At 56.4% G+C, this 14,947-nt stretch carries 18 protein-coding genes; 17 read left to right on the top strand and 1 reads right to left on the bottom strand.

The window, feature by feature from the left end; all coding sequences use genetic code 11:
• The first annotated feature begins 10 nt into the window (after nt 1-10).
• The 17 genes from DC3_RS13940 (at nt 11) to DC3_RS14015 (ending at nt 14,581) form a co-directional block, all read left to right on the top strand.
• Nucleotides 11-622: a hypothetical protein gene (locus DC3_RS13940; RefSeq protein ID WP_146885282.1), complete on the top strand. Its 612-nt coding sequence runs from the start codon at nt 11-13 to the stop codon at nt 620-622.
• On the top strand, nt 622-1,164 hold the full coding sequence (locus tag DC3_RS13945; RefSeq protein ID WP_146885284.1) for a hypothetical protein: 543 nt from the start codon (nt 622-624) through the stop codon (nt 1,162-1,164). The genes DC3_RS13940 and DC3_RS13945 overlap by 1 nt, the downstream gene beginning before the upstream one ends.
• On the top strand, nt 1,158-1,472 hold the full coding sequence (locus DC3_RS13950) for a hypothetical protein (protein WP_146885286.1): 315 nt from the start codon (nt 1,158-1,160) through the stop codon (nt 1,470-1,472). Before DC3_RS13945 ends, DC3_RS13950 begins: the two co-directional genes overlap by 7 nt.
• Nucleotides 1,469-2,044 carry a hypothetical protein gene (locus DC3_RS13955; protein WP_146885288.1) on the top strand — a complete coding sequence of 192 codons (576 nt, stop codon included), beginning with the start codon at nt 1,469-1,471 and terminating at the stop codon, nt 2,042-2,044. Before DC3_RS13950 ends, DC3_RS13955 begins: the two co-directional genes overlap by 4 nt.
• Nucleotides 2,034-2,474: a DUF1795 domain-containing protein gene (locus DC3_RS13960; RefSeq protein ID WP_146885290.1), complete on the top strand. Its 441-nt coding sequence runs from the start codon at nt 2,034-2,036 to the stop codon at nt 2,472-2,474. Before DC3_RS13955 ends, DC3_RS13960 begins: the two co-directional genes overlap by 11 nt.
• Before the next feature lie 16 nt (nt 2,475-2,490).
• Nucleotides 2,491-3,288, top strand: coding sequence for a hypothetical protein (locus DC3_RS13965; protein WP_146885292.1), 798 nt, complete (start codon nt 2,491-2,493; stop codon nt 3,286-3,288).
• Entirely contained in the window at nt 3,278-3,622 is a 345-nt protein-coding gene (locus DC3_RS13970; RefSeq protein WP_146885294.1) for a hypothetical protein, read from the top strand. The genes DC3_RS13965 and DC3_RS13970 overlap by 11 nt, the downstream gene beginning before the upstream one ends.
• Before the next feature lie 22 nt (nt 3,623-3,644).
• Nucleotides 3,645-3,836, top strand: coding sequence for a hypothetical protein (locus DC3_RS13975; protein ID WP_146885296.1), 192 nt, complete (start codon nt 3,645-3,647; stop codon nt 3,834-3,836).
• Between the two features lie 73 nt (nt 3,837-3,909).
• A complete protein-coding gene (locus DC3_RS29575) occupies nt 3,910-4,113 on the top strand; it encodes an excalibur calcium-binding domain-containing protein (RefSeq protein ID WP_222594766.1) in 204 nt (67 codons plus the stop codon).
• Between the two features lie 39 nt (nt 4,114-4,152).
• Nucleotides 4,153-4,311, top strand: coding sequence for a hypothetical protein (locus tag DC3_RS29175; protein WP_186816035.1), 159 nt, complete (start codon nt 4,153-4,155; stop codon nt 4,309-4,311).
• Nucleotides 4,312-4,376: 65 nt separating this feature from the next.
• On the top strand, nt 4,377-9,401 hold the full coding sequence (locus DC3_RS13985) for a phage tail tape measure protein (RefSeq protein ID WP_146885298.1): 5,025 nt from the start codon (nt 4,377-4,379) through the stop codon (nt 9,399-9,401).
• Nucleotides 9,398-9,805 (top strand): hypothetical protein, encoded by a 408-nt coding sequence (locus tag DC3_RS13990; RefSeq protein WP_146885300.1) that lies wholly within the window; start codon nt 9,398-9,400, stop codon nt 9,803-9,805. The genes DC3_RS13985 and DC3_RS13990 overlap by 4 nt, the downstream gene beginning before the upstream one ends.
• Nucleotides 9,802-11,382, top strand: coding sequence for a hypothetical protein (locus DC3_RS13995; protein ID WP_146885302.1), 1,581 nt, complete (start codon nt 9,802-9,804; stop codon nt 11,380-11,382). The genes DC3_RS13990 and DC3_RS13995 overlap by 4 nt, the downstream gene beginning before the upstream one ends.
• Entirely contained in the window at nt 11,379-12,161 is a 783-nt protein-coding gene (locus DC3_RS14000) for a hypothetical protein (RefSeq protein WP_146885303.1), read from the top strand. The genes DC3_RS13995 and DC3_RS14000 overlap by 4 nt, the downstream gene beginning before the upstream one ends.
• Before the next feature lie 76 nt (nt 12,162-12,237).
• A complete protein-coding gene (locus tag DC3_RS14005; protein WP_146885305.1) occupies nt 12,238-13,641 on the top strand; it encodes a hypothetical protein in 1,404 nt (467 codons plus the stop codon).
• A gap of 116 nt (nt 13,642-13,757) precedes the next feature.
• Nucleotides 13,758-14,135 carry a hypothetical protein gene (locus DC3_RS14010; protein ID WP_146885307.1) on the top strand — a complete coding sequence of 126 codons (378 nt, stop codon included), beginning with the start codon at nt 13,758-13,760 and terminating at the stop codon, nt 14,133-14,135.
• Complete coding sequence (locus tag DC3_RS14015; protein WP_146885309.1) at nt 14,132-14,581, top strand: M15 family metallopeptidase; 450 nt, start codon at nt 14,132-14,134, stop codon at nt 14,579-14,581. The genes DC3_RS14010 and DC3_RS14015 overlap by 4 nt, the downstream gene beginning before the upstream one ends.
• 110 nt (nt 14,582-14,691) lie before the next feature.
• Here the strand turns inward: DC3_RS14015 and DC3_RS29180 are convergent, their stop codons facing one another.
• On the bottom strand, nt 14,692-14,832 hold the full coding sequence (locus DC3_RS29180; RefSeq protein ID WP_186816036.1) for a hypothetical protein: 141 nt from the start codon (nt 14,830-14,832) through the stop codon (nt 14,692-14,694).
• Nucleotides 14,833-14,947: the final 115 nt, after the last annotated feature.

Consider the following 14,947-nt stretch of genomic DNA (forward strand, 5'->3'; position numbering starts at 1 on the left):
TGAGGGACCCATGACCAAACTGAGCAAAGCACAACTCATTGAACGGCTGACTGCCCTGGGTGTGGCCCATGACCCTGAGCAGTCCAACAAAGTTCTGCAGGCACTGCTGGATGAAGCGCTGGAGAAGCAGGCTGCCACGGCAACCGAAACCCAGCCCGCTCACCCAGAAGTTCCACAGGAACAAACCCTCACTGTGGACACCGTTGAAGGCACCCCCCTCCCCCCTGTTGAGGAAGGCAATCCTGAACGGGTGGCTGACCCTGTGGAGGAACCTGATGCACAGACCCTCACCCAGCAGGACAGTGACGGGCAGACTGAAACTCAGCCCGATGCCAAACCAGAAGACCCTGAGCAAGAACAGGATCAGGATTCCACCGGGCAGCAGGGTGGAGATTCACCCAGCGACACGCCTGCAGCCTCTGAGGGTCAAGGTGATTCCAAGACGGAAGATCCTGCCCCTCTCTCTGAATATGTGCGTGTGCGCCTTGGTGCTGATTCTCCTGTGGGCCGCCTGGTCATCCCTGGGTTTTCTGGGTTTGACCGTCACACGTCTGCCGTGATCAGCCGTTCTGCCTTCGATGATCACAAGGTGGAATACCACATCGAGGAAGTGACCGACTGATGCCCTGGCTGTCTGCTACCACCATCCTCCCCATGGCCGGGTATCCTGCTGCACACGCCCGTGCTGCAGAGGCTATCAGCTTTGCAGAAACCTGCATTGAGGCTTACACCCGTGCCAAGTGGGGAGCAGTGGTGGCAGACAGCATCATTCTGATTCAGGACGCCAGAAGCTACTTTCTGCTGCTGCCCTTGGACGTTCAGACCGTGACCAGTGTCTCCCCTATCGCATCCACCTACACCACCACCCTGAAAGGATGCGAGCTGTGGAAGAAAGATTCTGGTGGGTACATTGGTCTCTGGGACGCTGGGACCTACCAGATTGAGATCACAAGGGGTTACACCACCATCCCTCAGGACGTGATCAAAGCTGCATCCCTTCTGGCAGGGTATTACCTCAGCCTCTCTGACCCTGAGAAGTCCCGGTATGACTCTCTGTCCATTGGGGACTGGTCCAGTGGCCGCATGTCTGGCAGTGATCTGCCTGTCCCAGAAGCTCAGGCCATCCTCAGGCGGTACCGCACACGGGTGGGTGCAACATGCTGAACTGCACCGTGAAACTGTACAGCACCCAGGAAACCCTGACCGCTGGGCACCGCTCCAGTGAAACCCACACCCTGCTGTATGAGGGACCTGCCCGTTTCTCTGCACCAAAAACCTCATGGCAACAGGTGGCCGCGCTGGAGGGTGCACTGTCTGGCAGTCTGCAGGTCACCACCGGAACTGTTCTGCAAGCCACCACACGTGCTGAGGTGACCGATTGGAAGACTGGCACCACCACCACCTATGAAGTCAGCAATGTGGGGCACGCTCCTGATGGTGGGTGGGGCATAAACCTGGGGGCACGGGTATGAGCAGCAGTGGCAGCAGCGGCATGACCCCGCAGGAGAAAGCCAAGTTTCGCAGGCGCATGCAGGCCGGTCTGGTTGCTGTGGCGGTGGAACTCACCCAGCTGGCAAAGGTGCGGGCCACCCAGCATGTGAACAACGGCACCCTTAGAAACAGCATCACCCACGCTGTTCAGGGGGATGGCTGGGTTTACTGGGGTGTGGCCGTCAGTGCTGCCCCTCACGCTGTGTCTCTGGAGCTGGGCTTCAAACCCCACTGGGTCCCGGTCAACAAGATCAGCGACTGGATGCGCCGCAATGGGGTGGGGATCATCTCTGTGAAAGGGAACCGTGGGCGGGCCAGAAAGTTTCTGGCTGCAGGTGTTTTTGTGGGTGGGCCAAAGTCCACACTGGATGGGAACGGCACCATCACCGCCAAGTTTGGCAAAGCTGGGACCAAATCCTACACCCTTCCCCACCGCTCTGCCTTCCTTCGCCCAGGCACAGTGGGCTTCTCTGTCCTGCGTCACACGGTGGAAACCAAAGGCAAGAGTGTCGCCCCAGCAGCATTTTTGAGGGGGTTCCAGAGTGCCCACTAAACGCAGTGATGTGCTGATCACCCTGTACCAGATTCTGGAAGGCTCACCAGAACTGTGCGCCCTGGTGGGTCACACCCCAGGGGCAAACACCATTGAAGATGGAGCCCGAATCCTCGCTGACAGCGTGCGGATTCAGGGCATCGAGGACCACACCATGCTGATCCTCTCGTTCTCCGATGAGCCCCCCAGCAACCGCAACCGCGACACCCTGCTCTGGAATCTGGAGCTGTGGGTGTACGCCCCTGACATCTTTGCCCACGCTGACATTCTGGATGCCCTCCAGCGGGTTTGCGATGAGTACCAGATGGACTCCAGTCACCCTGCCACCATCAACCGCCTGCAATGGGGAGGGCACCAGAGGATCACCCCTCAGGACATCCCCACGCGCCTGCTCGTGACCCGGGCAGTGATCACCACCACCTACATCTGACCCTTAGGAGGGACTTATGCCTGTAGTTTCTGGAAACCGCGTCACTTTCCCCAAAAGCACCAAGTTTTACGCAGGTGAGTATGGCACCGCTGAGGGAGCCCTCACCCACATGGGTCTGCTGGGGGACAACACCAGCCTGACTCTGAACCGCCAGATGCGCCGCAAGATGGACCGCTACCCTGAAGTGGTTGTGGCTGAAACCATTCAGAGTGAAGATGTGTCTGGCAACGTCACCGTGCGCGAATGGACCCGTCAGAACCTGACGTGGATGTTCGGGCTCCACAACAGCGACACCACCGAAGTGGCTGGGGGGGACACTGCTGTCACCGATGAAGCCATCACCCTGAACACCAACGGTGTGGGCTACCTGAAAAACCCCTTCAAGTCTGGCACCACCCCCACGGTGTCGAATGCTGCAGGGGGTGGAGCCACCAACTATGTGGCAAACACTGATTACGTGCTGATCCCCAGGGACGCCGAAGGCCGCAGCATGATCTACCGTCTGTCCGGTGGGGCCATTGCCAGTGGGGCCACCGTGTACGTGGATTACACCTGGACCGCACCCCAATACCGTGAGATCGTGATCGGGAACCAGGCAGCCCCCAGGTACTTCACCTGCAAGTTTGAAGAGACCGCCACCAACGGCACCAAAACGGTCACTGTGATCCACAAGTGCCGCCTGGGGATGAACGGGGCAATGACCCTGAACGCCCCCGAAGGCAAGGACATCCCCTTCGCGATCAACGGCATTTACGATGACACCGCCAACGGCGGCACTGGTGCGCTCATGACCGTGAGGGAGTATGAAGCCTAAGAATACCATCCGCGTGGGTGGGGAGGAAGTGGCCTTGAAGCCACTTCCTCCTGTTGAGTGGGCCCGGGCCACCCAGGAGCTGCCCGAATTCCTGCTGAGGTTTGCCGTCAGCCAGACCACCCCCAGGGAGGACATCTCTGTGGAGCAGTTGGAAGAGATCTGCGAGAAAGCCAAACGCTGGGTGCAGGTTTGCGCGAAAGAGGAAGGGGTGAAGGTTGAGGACATGACTGTTCCTGAGGCGCTTGAAGCTGTTGCTGTGATCGCCCAGATGAACGGCTTGGACGCCCAACTGATGACCTTTTTTCGACAACGATTCCAACATCAGCCAAATTGACACTGTTGCCAGACGGTACGGGGTGCTGCCGTCTGCCCTGCTGAAACTGCCCAGCGATGAATTCATGATCAACATGGGCGTAGGCCTCAGGGCTGACCGGATGGATTACGAGAACGGACAGGGGGAATACTGGTGGATCTCGATCCTGAAGGCCTTTGGTTTCAAGATGCAGGACCCGAATGAACTGCCACCGGATGGCGTGACATGGATGTGAACACCCCTGAGCGAAATGACTCAGGGGTTTCCCTTACTGCACATTTATTACACCAAGGAATTACAGTGAACTTATGAAACAACTTCTGTTTGTAGGCATCTTGCTGGGGCTTGTGGCATGTGGGCAACCAAGAACTGTTGGTGGAGGAGATACTTCTGGGGTTTACTACGCAAACTGTGATGAAGTGCGAGCCGCAGGGAAAGCCCCTCTTTATAGGGGACAACCAGGGTACCGGGCAGGGCTTGATCGTGACAATGATGGTATCGCATGTGAGTAAAACGAAAACCTGCTGAGAGGAAAGTGCTACCGTAGGTTTATGGAAGAGCGTAAAGATCAGGCCCGGCAAACCAAAATGATCGGTACTGCCCTGATTGTTTTGGGCATTCTGGTGATGTTCTTCACCTTCACGTGGGGAGCCATCCTCCTGATCATTGGACTGATTGTTTTTATGGCTGCCAGAGCACAAGAGAACTGATAGTATACTGAACCTAGAGACCCCCCAGGGCAGCGCATCGGAAGGTGCACCTCTGGGGGGATTTTATGTCAACAGGCAGCAGCGGCAGTCTTTCTCTGGGCGACCTGATTTACCGTCTGGGATTTGCAAACGAAACAGAATTCATTGATGAAATGGAACGCCTCATGCGTCGCACCGAAGACACGGTGGAAGATGCAGCAGCAGAGGCAGGAGAGAGCGGGGGCAATCGCTTTGGTCAGGAGTTCCGAGAGTCCGCCCTGGGGAACTTGAAGGATCTGACCATCGGGTCTTTCCTAGGAGACACCCTCAGTAACGCCTTCCAGGGGGCCATTGATGCAGCAAAGCAATTTGCCGATGACTCTGTTCAGGAGTTTGCACGATACGAGCAGGGTGTGGTGCAAATGCAACTGGCAGGTACCCAGAACATTGCCCTGATGGAAGAGAAACTGCATCAACTATCAGAGGAATTTAAAGTCTTCTCTGACACTGATTTCAGCCTTGCCACCGGAGAAATGATCAAGGCGGGTTACAGCACCGAACAGGCCATGAACCTGGTGCGGGGTGGGGCGAAGCTTGCCAAGAGTGAAATTGACCCCTTGAAGGGCAGCTTCCTGGACTTAGGCGAACAGGTGAAGGCTGTTTCAGACATCACATCTGGCTTCCACATGGATTTGAACGATGCCTCCAAAGCCACAGACATCCTTGCCAAGACTGTGGACTTGCTGTCCAAAGGATCTCAGGATTCAAAGCTTTCACTGGCTGAACTCGTGCCCGCTGTAACTGAAAATGCAGCCACCTTCTATGCTGCCCACATCAACCTGACCCAGCTGACCGCCACCCTTGCCACAGCAAAACAAAACGGGTTGGATATGGCGGAGGCATCCAACCTGCTGGGGTCGGTCATTGGAACAATGATGTCCCCTCCCAAAGAACTGAAAGAGCACTTTGATCGGCTGGGAATCTCGATCATCAAGAGTGATGGAACATTCCGCAGCTATACCGAGGTGCTAAAGAACTTGGCTGGAGTTCTCCAGCAGGGCGGCAAAGGGGCGCAGGCAATCGGTGACGCCTTCGATTCCTCCCAGCAAAAATTGGTTCTGGCTCTAGGCCAATCTGTGGACACCATTGAAGCTTTTGAAAAGTCCCTGTCTGAAGCAGATGGCACCGCTGACAAACTGGGAGCCACCTTACAGAACACTGTGATCGGCCACATGAAGGAAACGGAAGCCCAGACTGCGAATGCCCGACGCGAACTGGGCGAACAGCTTGCTCCTGTCATTCTGGACTTGCACCAGAGTGTGCTGCCCCCACTGGTGGCTGTTCTCAAAGAAATCATTGGGCTCTGGAAAGACTGGCAATTTCTGATCACAGGAACAAATGCACTCCTGAAACAAATGGATGCAGACTCCATCAACAGTTTGAAGCCACGCTTTGGGGACAATGCCGAGCGTGTCAACAACATGACAAACGACATCATCAAGCAGAAAGAAAACCTGCAAAAATTGGAGCAGGCCTATAAAGATGCAGACAAAGCAGCCCAGATCACCCGGCTGCGCATGCGCACCAGTGGCAAATGGGAAGACTCCGCAGATTACAAGAACATGGTGGAGACCCGTCGTCAGTTGGAAGAGGCCCGATTCAAACTCCAGCAGACCCAGGAGGAATTCAAAAAACTGGTTTCCTCTGTCCCTGCACCAAAAAAAGATGCCCCTCCAAAAGCCAACACCACGCCTCCCCCACCCGTGAGCACTGATGAGGGGGATAATTTGAAGTACACCAATGCTCAGGTGCAAGCCCTCTTGCCCAGAGCAAAAGAACTGGTGGCAATTCTCAAATCTGCCAAATCAGCAGAGGGTATCGCCGCTGCTTCCACTGCCATTGATGTCTTCACCCACAAAAATGAGGCTGCAAAGGTTGCCATCGAAGCTGCCACCAAGGCCTGGGAAATCCAGCATAGAGGGGTCAAAGAAGGGGCATCTGCCCTGGAAGTCCTGACTTTGCAGTACAAAAACAACCTGATCACTGTGACACAGTACCGCGCAGGCCTGGAATCCATCAGGGATGCCAACGAACGGGTAGCCAAGAGCAATACCCAGGGGACAGAAAAATGGGTGAAGGCCCAGGAGACCATCAGCAGGGTAAACACTGCCCTGAAAGACTTGGAGCAGAAGAAGCAGCGGAGTGTGCTGGATGAGTACAGCACCCGTGTGGATCAGTTGGCCCAGCGTTTTGCCAGTGGGAAAATCACCTTCGAAGAGTACGCCGGTGGCATTGCCAGTCTGGAAAAACAACTGTCTGCCTTCCTGAAGGGGCAACCTGCAGACAGTGACTTTGCAAAGGGCATCAAAGCCCTGCTTTCCAAACTCGATCAGGGCAAACAGGACATCAAGCAATTCGTGGCAGACAGTGACAGGGCTGTGCAAGACCTGATCAAGCAGGCAGGGGACCTGGATGAAGCGTGGTACAAAAGCAGAACCCAGGATTCAAGCAAAGCCCTCATGCTCAGTGAAATCCAGTCTGCCCTGGATGCGTTTGAGCAAAGCCGTGGCCCGCAGTACGTCATTGATCTGGTGAATTACCTGGTTTCCCACAATGAGCTGAAGGCTGATGAGGGGGTGACTGCTTATCTTGCTGCCCTCAAAACCCGCATGGATGAGGCTGCCACTGCTGCTTCCAACCTGCAACAGGCCCTGGAGAACATGGACCAGAGGGCAGCCGATCAGGCCCTCGATGAGTGGGCGGCTGGACTGAAAGACAGGTCCCTGGAAGACCTGATTTCTCTCAGGGACAGCCTGAATGCAGAGTGGCTGGACGCAGAATCTCCTGCTCTGCAGGCCCAGCTGGACCGTGAGTTGTCTGCCGTCAATGATGTGATTGCTGGGAAGCAAAAGGAACAACTGGAGATTTACCAGAAAGCCCTCGAGGGGTTGAAGAAATTCTATGCTGATCGGCAGAAAGCAGCAGAGGATGCCCAGAAATCTCTGGCTGAATCCCTGGATTTTCAGGACCAGAGGGAGCTTGGTGCTGCTCTGGAAGACTGGAGGGCAGGGCTTCAAACGAAAACACTGGATGAACTGCTTGCCGTCCGGGCAGACTGGCAAGACCAGATCACCCAGGCGGCACTGGGTGGGGACAAACCTCTGGCAGAACAACTGACCAGAGAGCTCGATGTGGTCAATCAGGTAATTGGAGACACCCAGAAAAGCATCATTGACATCTACCAGAAAGGTCTGGATGGAGTCAAAAAATTCTATGCTGACCGCAAAAAGGCCCGTGAGGACGCACAAAAAGATCAGGAAGCTGCAGACAAAAAAGCACAAGACGCCCTGGAACGGTCCCTGTCTATCATCGATGACAGCGATGCAGCTGCTGCCCTGGAAGATTGGAAGAACCTGTTGGGCAAGGAAACCATTGAGGAACTGAACCAGCGTAAAATCGATCTGGCAACCCAGTTCCGTGAAGCTGCGCTCTCAGGAGATGGGGAGCTTGCCAACATCCTGAGGTCAGAAATTGCCGCACTGGATCAGGTGATTTCCGACAAGCAGAAACAGATCATGGCTGATCTGAACAGCATTGTGGATGGGTACAGAAAGATTGCCCCCCAGATGATGCAGACTCGCAAGGCGCTGGCCGACATCCCTAAATTTATTGAGGGGGATGGGCAGGGGTCCCCGCTTGGTGGAGATGCGCTGGAGAACAATGAAGAACTGCTCACCCAGTTGCAACTGCTGAAAGACGAATACAGCGACACAGGGGACCTGCAGGCCTACCTGGACAAACTGAACGCCCTGACCACCAAAGCCCGTGAGGGAACCGAGGCCTTCCGGGAAATCCAGGGTGCACTGGGAGATGCGTTCAAAGAATCCCTGACATCAGGAGGGCAGGAGAAACTGGCCCAATCCTATCTGAATGGTCTGTTCGGGCCGGACTTCCAGTTCAGTGAGCAGAGCGAAGCCAACCTGGGCAAGGCCTTCAATGGCCTGATTGAAAGGGGTCTAGGGGGCACCCAGGTTGCAGCCACAGTGCAGGCCGCCTGGGAGAAAGCCTTCAGTGATGATGCCGCTACTGACCTGATCAGGGATTTTTGGACCAAAGTGAATGGGGCTGTCACCCAGGGGCATGATGGCCTGATGGCGAACCTCACAGACCGTGAGGGCATCCAGGCACTGGATGAAGAAATCGAGGGTATCATTGAACAGCTAACCGCTCTGGGTGTGCCGGTGGAAGCCCTCACCAGTTTGTGGCGCATTTACAAAAAAACCCTGGATGATGCGGCCACCAGTTCAGAGAATTTCTGGGAACGGCAATCCAACATTCGGGACACCCAGTTGGAAATTGCCAGAACCCAATATGAACTGGGAACCCTCAGTAAGGAGGGCTATGCTGCCCAGCTGGAAGAGGCCAAACGCTACTGGCAGTATCAACTTGCCATGGCCCTGTTCACCCTAAATACCATCACAGACAAGACCAGTGAGGCCTATGCCAAGCAACTTGCCGTCGTGAAGAATGCCCAGGACGCCATTGCAGGTATCTCCAGTCAGTTGAATGACCTGGACGGCAAGCATGCTGGGTTTGACCCTGAATCCTTCAAGGCAGGCCTGGAGAACGTCATCATGGATTTCGGTTCAGCTCTGGTGAAAGGGATCAACCATGGGGATCTTGCTGGAGCATTAAAAGATGCAATTGGGTCAGCCACCGACTTCTTTATGAATGAAATGATGAAGGCCATCCTGGGGCCAATTGCGCAATCTCTCGCCAGTTCAGTCACCAGTGCACTGACCCCCATCATCTCAGGGAACCCCCTTGCAGCTCTTGGCATTGCGCTGGGGGTGGGTTTGCTGGGCAGTCTGCTGGGGGGGCTCTTCGGGGGCGGCATCCAGCGCCCACCGAAAACCGGACGTGAAGCAGCAGCAGAAGGGACTGCCCGCACACCCAGTGGCAGTGCACCAAACATCCACTATGAAGCAAACACCCACGTGACGTTCCCATTGAATGGTAGCCTGTCCGATCCGGCCACCCGTGCGGAGATTCGGACTCTGGCATCGGATGTCACCGTGGACACCTTGAAACGATTGGGGCTGATCAAATGATTCAGACACTCACCCTGGAGACATGGGCGGCAGGCTGGACCGGACTCATCTCTCTGCCTGCGCCGGACAGCATCAGTGTGGACCAGTCTGGCAACATCACCTGGACCATCAGTGACCCCACCGAGGATGTTCGGGCAGCGGTCTCTGCGTTCCTGTCCCGGAATGTGAACCAGCAACGTACCCGGGCGGGGACGTATGTGTGCATCGCTGACCCCACCCCGCAACTGGTGCGGGCCACATGGCAGGAGGTGGTACAGTTGGGAGCCGATCAGAATACTGTGACTGCCACGGGTGCACTGGTGATGCCGTCTTATACTGTGGCTCGCACCAGAGAGGACATCACCCTGGTGCTGTACATATGCGGCACAGTCATCACCAGGGGCAGTGGGGTGGTGATCCCATGACCAATGACCCGGTGAGTGTGACCCTCAGTGAGTCCATCAGTGGATTGTACGTGGATCACCAGATCAGTTTGACGTTCCCCACCACCGAAGAGGTCAGCACTGCCACACCCAGAACTGTCAGTCTGGAAGTGGACCCTGATCCCCTGTACACCTACCATCCGGTGACCACCCGCAAGGAGGGGGACCTGGTGCAGGTGCAGGGGGAAACCTTGCTCAGCAGGTTAACCCGCATCTACCCGGGGTTGAGGCCCAGTGACAATGGAGGGGCAGGGTTCACTCCACGGGAGGCACTGGCTGAAATCATCGGGCAGTGGCAGCAGCAGTTCCCGTGGATTTCCCTGTCCCCTGCAGCCACCACCGTGGAGTTCTACTTCCGCACCTCAAGCCCGGATGACCCTCTGGATTTCTTTTTGCCATCCATCCGCATGCTGGCCCTGGACCCTGACGATCAGGATTCCCTGAGTGCTTATGACATCCTGTCCCAGTTCTTTGAGTGCTTCCCTGGTTATGTGTTCCGGGTGAACAGCCTGAATGAGCTGGACATTGTGGCCCCCAGTTTCCTGAACATCTACCCTGCACTCCTGCTCACGGACAGCGACCTGACCCCGGAACAAAGTGAGGATGTGGATGCCAGTGGGGTGTTCAATGCCTGCAGTGTGGAATCACAGGGCTACACCTTTGTGGAGGATCAGGACGTCATGCCGCCCGCGTTTCTGACCACCGATGAGGACGTGTGGGAACCCCCAGGGGACAAGCAGAATCTGGGTGGTGGGGTGATGTGGAATGTGGACCCTGACGTCATCATTGGGGGCAGCAGCATCCAGATTCACACGGTCAACACCATCTATTACGAGTACAACGGTTTTGGGAGCGGCAGCCAGACCCAGGAGCACACCGATGAATTCACCTTGCCCCTTGATGGGAGTGTGGTGACCTGGGAGTTTGAGTGGGTGATCAGCGGCCCCTTTGGTTTCCCTGTGCGGCAGTATGCGCATTTGTCTTTCCGTGCTGTCCTGGATGGAGGGAAACTGAAAGGCATTGCCGTGAACATCCTGGATTACGTGGGGTTGTGGCCGGATGCCATCACATACAGGTATCTCGCATGGAAGTGGGCACTGACCGCCACAGGCACACGGTATTTGAAGAACAATGTCACCCGCACAGGGTCCTACCTGGAAGACAAAACGGACTTGCCGGGAATCGCGGAGTCCAGGGAGGCGTATGGCCTCAGGAAGAAAACCCTGAACACTGGGGTGTTCTTCATTGATGACCAGGAGACCCTGAACAACATGGCGTTGTCCTTTGTGATGACGCACATGAACCCCCTGAGGAAGGTTTCTCTGGGGCAGGTTGCACCATATGTGGTCAGGCCTGACCACATCGGGAAACCTGTGGTTTTACCAGACGGCAGAACAGGCACAGTGCTGGACTGGTCTTACAGCGAAGCGCACTCACCAGGTGGCAGCAGTGGCAGCAGCACCATCACCGTGCAGATGGTGGATGTTTCTGCGCTGGATCAGACAGCAGCGTTCGGTGAGGCCCGGTATGGTCTCGCAGTGTACGGAGGTACCCCATGATCCTGACCAAGAAAATGAACACCCTGACCACCACACCCAGCGGGCAGCGCATCCTGCAATTGCACCACCTGGATGACAACAACAGCATGCTGGAAATGTTCTTCAGTGTGCTGATCAAAGGCGTTTACCTGTCAGGTGGAGTGATCCTGCCTGGGGTCATCACGGCAGGCACCACCACCCTCAGGGTGCAATCCTATGCAGGGGTCACCATGGATGGGGAGAGCGTGGTGCGCATCATCGATGAAACCAAGTCTGTCACTGGAGTACCAGTAGGAGAGAAAGCCCTCCTGCTGTGTGACACCACACCTGTCACTGTCAATCGAACGTATGTGGACCCCGTGTCTGCCACCACCATCACCGATGCCATGCTACAAAGTGTGGGCACCCTGCAAATCCTGAAGGCATCAGATCCAGGGGTGACCCTGGACAGTGACGGGTACCCCGTGCTCTCTGGCCCAGGTGCACCCATCCTAAAGTTCTATCGGGACACTGCGAGTCACATCACCCTGGAAGGAAGTGTGCCCAGTCCTGTGTTGAACCAGTCGTATTCGTTCCCTTATGAATGGCAAGCCGATGGGAACAGGTATTTTCTGGCAGACCGGACGTACACCCTGACTGCCCTGGAGGGTGGGACCGGCACTCTGACCGTGGAGAAAAGCACCGATGGTGGGGGAAGCTTCTCTGCTGCCACTGCCCCCTACGTTTTGGCAGCTGGAGACATCCTGAGGCTCTCTGTTTCTGGACTGGCAGGTTTCAAGACGGTCACCCTGAAACAGTAGTACACTGAAACCAACGATCCCCCCGGGATGCTGCCAGACACGGCACATCCTGGGGGTTTTCGTTTGGAGCCAACCGATGCCCATTGCAGATTCCAGCAGCATCACTTTCTCTGCCCGCACCCGTGTCTTCATCGGGGAGTACGGCACAGCCCAGGCCAACCTCACCCACGTGGGGCTGCTGGGCGGTCCAGCATCCCTCACGGTGGACATCCAGTACAGGCAGAAACGGGACCAGTACCCACGCAGACCTGTGGCTGCTGCCATCAAATCGATTGACGCCACCCTGCAAGCCCAGTTGGAGGAATGGCAGGCCCAGAACCTGATGTGGGCGATGGGGTTCTGGCAGGAGGATGTCACCGATCATGGCAGCAGGGAGCAGGAGGTCACCTGCCTGCTGCGGTTCAACACTCAGGGCATTGCTGTGCTGCCCCACCCGGTGAAACTGGGCACCAGTGTCACCCTCTCTGGTCTGGTGGAAGCCCAGGATTTTGTGACCATCCCCAGGGACCTGGAGGGGCGCACCCTGCTGTACCGCCTGGACCCGGACCTCATCACGGCCACCGCCACCTACACCTCCCACACCCCGGATTACCGGGAACTGATCATCGGGAACAGCCCTTCTCGCTTCTTCACGGTGCGCCTGGAGGAAGAAGACACCACTGGGCACCTGACCGTGCTGATCCTGCACCGTGCCCGCATCACGCTCAGGCCCACAGAAGGGAAGAGTTTCCCACTCACCTTCCACGCCATTCTCGACACGGACCTGCAGCGCCTGCTGACAATCCGTGCGCACTACACGGGGGATACCATGTGTGACCTGACCGAAGTATGGGACGCCATCGCTGCGATCCAGGCCCAACTGTCTGAGGGCGCAGCGCATTACGGCCCGCAAAACCATGTGCCCCTCTCAGACATCGCCACCAGTTACGTCCCATCTGCCGGGGCACTCACAGACAACGGAGGGTCAGGAAACGGGTATGCCTTCTACCGATTCACGGTGACCACCCAGCAGGTGATCAACCGCTTCGGGTTCCCGGCCACCACAGCCATGACTGCAGGAGTGGCAACCCTGACCCTGAAGAACATCACAGAAAACCTCACTCTCTATGAGGAAGAGGTCACCGGCACAGATCTGCAGGGCAGCACCCACTGGGTGCAAACCTCCCCGATGGCGCAGGAACTCTTGACGGGTGTCACCTATGAGATCCGCATGGATTTCACAGGCACGGATTTCCACAGCACCCGCACCTTCCCGTACACCCTCACCGGGATTTTTTCCCGTGTGGACAGTTGGTTCACCGGTTCTGGGGCAGGCGGGGGGCTCTACCCTGCGTGGCGCATCCAGGCTGGGAAATTCCAGGGGGTGGAAGGGAACCTGCTGCTGGAAAACATGCCAGTGGAAGGCCTGACCACCACATTCACTGTGGGGGGTGTGACCCTGACGTTCACCAATGGGGTGCTGACTGGCAAGACACCGTAAAAGTTTTACCCCAGGTGGTGAGACCTGGGGATGCCGCTGGGCACAGGCTCATTGTCCCAGATGCAGAGTTGCGAAAAGGTTGTCACAAACGCTGGAGTACAGAAAGCAGGGAAGACATGAACCCCACCAAAGACGTTACCGGCATCACGCAGAACATTGACTCTCTCGCCCACACCGCTGCTCAAACCGGGATCACTCCCCTTGTGGTGGCTTTCATGGTGGTGCTTGTGGTGCTGATCATCTTCGCTTTCATTTGGATGGTCAAGAAAGCCCAGGATGGTCAGGAAAAAATGATGGCCCGTCAACAGGCCACTCAGGAACAGATGATCGGGGTGTATCAGGACAGCCTGAAAACCTTGACCTCCACCCACAAGGAAGGCATGAGTTCAATTGCTGAGGAGTTGAAGACCCAAGGGAAAGCCATTCACACCCTTGCCAATCGCATGTCTCGGATTGAGGGTCGGTTGGAGTTGGAGGAAAAGGAGAAAGCATGAAACTCAACACAGGCATCACGTTGGACACTTTGAACCCGCAGTTCAGAGAGAACGTGAAGAGGTGGGCAGCAGCAGTGGAAGCAGCTTACCCGCAGTTTGAGGTGCGGGTGACCAGTGCCCGTCGCACAGCCCAGCAGCAGAACGCCCTGTTCCGGCAAAACTCACCCCAGCGCTGGGTCACAAACTGTGACGGGGTGAGAGACCTCAGCATGCACCAGTACGGTCTGGCTGTGGACATCGTTCTGGTCAGGCGTTCCACTGGGACGCTGGATTGGAAACAGCAAACCTACCGCACGGTGTATGCTCACGTGCAACCTGGTCAATTCGGTCTGGAGACCATTCCCCAGGAGATGGTGCACCTGCAGATGGCTGGGAGTCAGGCCCGGTATTCCGGTGGGCGTCTCTCCCCTGCTTACTGCAGGCAATTGAAACTGGTGGTGTCATGAAGCGGGTTGCCACTGCTCTGTTGCTGCTTCTCTGTGCCTGCAACCCACTGGAGAAGTGTTCTGCCATGTACACCCCAGATGGTGGGACCGTGCTGGAGTGCAAAAGGTGATCAGGGAATTTTGCCTTTGATCAGCAGACCCCAGATGCACAATCCCAGGATCATCATCAGGATCAGCAGCACCGTGTCGTTTCTGGCTCCAGCAAAGACCACAACCCCCATGGCAAGCACACAAAAATGTCCAAAGTTCATGGACCAGATGGTATGTGGGGAAGGGTTACCTGAAGGTCACCAAGAGGGAATGGTGTGCAATCGCTCAGTTTTCAGGGGAGGGTCAGGCTCACTCCAGTTGTTTTTCAGGCTGTGT

The sequence above is a fragment of the Deinococcus cellulosilyticus NBRC 106333 = KACC 11606 genome (assembly GCF_007990775.1).
GTDB classification, from domain to species: Bacteria; Deinococcota; Deinococci; order Deinococcales; family Deinococcaceae; genus Deinococcus_C; species Deinococcus_C cellulosilyticus.

Excerpts from the sequence above, each read along its gene's own strand:
- DC3_RS13940 (WP_146885282.1), top strand. The coding sequence starts at position 11 with ATGACCAAACTGAGCAAAGCACAACTCATTGAACGGCTGACTGCCCTG.
- DC3_RS13945 (WP_146885284.1), top strand. The coding sequence starts at position 622 with ATGCCCTGGCTGTCTGCTACCACCATCCTCCCCATGGCCGGGTATCCT.
- DC3_RS13950 (WP_146885286.1), top strand. The coding sequence starts at position 1,158 with ATGCTGAACTGCACCGTGAAACTGTACAGCACCCAGGAAACCCTGACC.
- DC3_RS13955 (WP_146885288.1), top strand. The coding sequence starts at position 1,469 with ATGAGCAGCAGTGGCAGCAGCGGCATGACCCCGCAGGAGAAAGCCAAG.
- DC3_RS13965 (WP_146885292.1), top strand. The coding sequence starts at position 2,491 with ATGCCTGTAGTTTCTGGAAACCGCGTCACTTTCCCCAAAAGCACCAAG.
- DC3_RS13970 (WP_146885294.1), top strand. The coding sequence starts at position 3,278 with ATGAAGCCTAAGAATACCATCCGCGTGGGTGGGGAGGAAGTGGCCTTG.
- DC3_RS29575 (WP_222594766.1), top strand. The coding sequence starts at position 3,910 with ATGAAACAACTTCTGTTTGTAGGCATCTTGCTGGGGCTTGTGGCATGT.
- DC3_RS29175 (WP_186816035.1), top strand. The coding sequence starts at position 4,153 with ATGGAAGAGCGTAAAGATCAGGCCCGGCAAACCAAAATGATCGGTACT.
- DC3_RS13985 (WP_146885298.1), top strand. The coding sequence starts at position 4,377 with ATGTCAACAGGCAGCAGCGGCAGTCTTTCTCTGGGCGACCTGATTTAC.
- DC3_RS13990 (WP_146885300.1), top strand. The coding sequence starts at position 9,398 with ATGATTCAGACACTCACCCTGGAGACATGGGCGGCAGGCTGGACCGGA.
- DC3_RS13995 (WP_146885302.1), top strand. The coding sequence starts at position 9,802 with ATGACCAATGACCCGGTGAGTGTGACCCTCAGTGAGTCCATCAGTGGA.
- DC3_RS14000 (WP_146885303.1), top strand. The coding sequence starts at position 11,379 with ATGATCCTGACCAAGAAAATGAACACCCTGACCACCACACCCAGCGGG.
- DC3_RS14005 (WP_146885305.1), top strand. The coding sequence starts at position 12,238 with ATGCCCATTGCAGATTCCAGCAGCATCACTTTCTCTGCCCGCACCCGT.
- DC3_RS14010 (WP_146885307.1), top strand. The coding sequence starts at position 13,758 with ATGAACCCCACCAAAGACGTTACCGGCATCACGCAGAACATTGACTCT.
- DC3_RS14015 (WP_146885309.1), top strand. The coding sequence starts at position 14,132 with ATGAAACTCAACACAGGCATCACGTTGGACACTTTGAACCCGCAGTTC.
- DC3_RS29180 (WP_186816036.1), bottom strand. The coding sequence starts at position 14,832 with ATGAACTTTGGACATTTTTGTGTGCTTGCCATGGGGGTTGTGGTCTTT.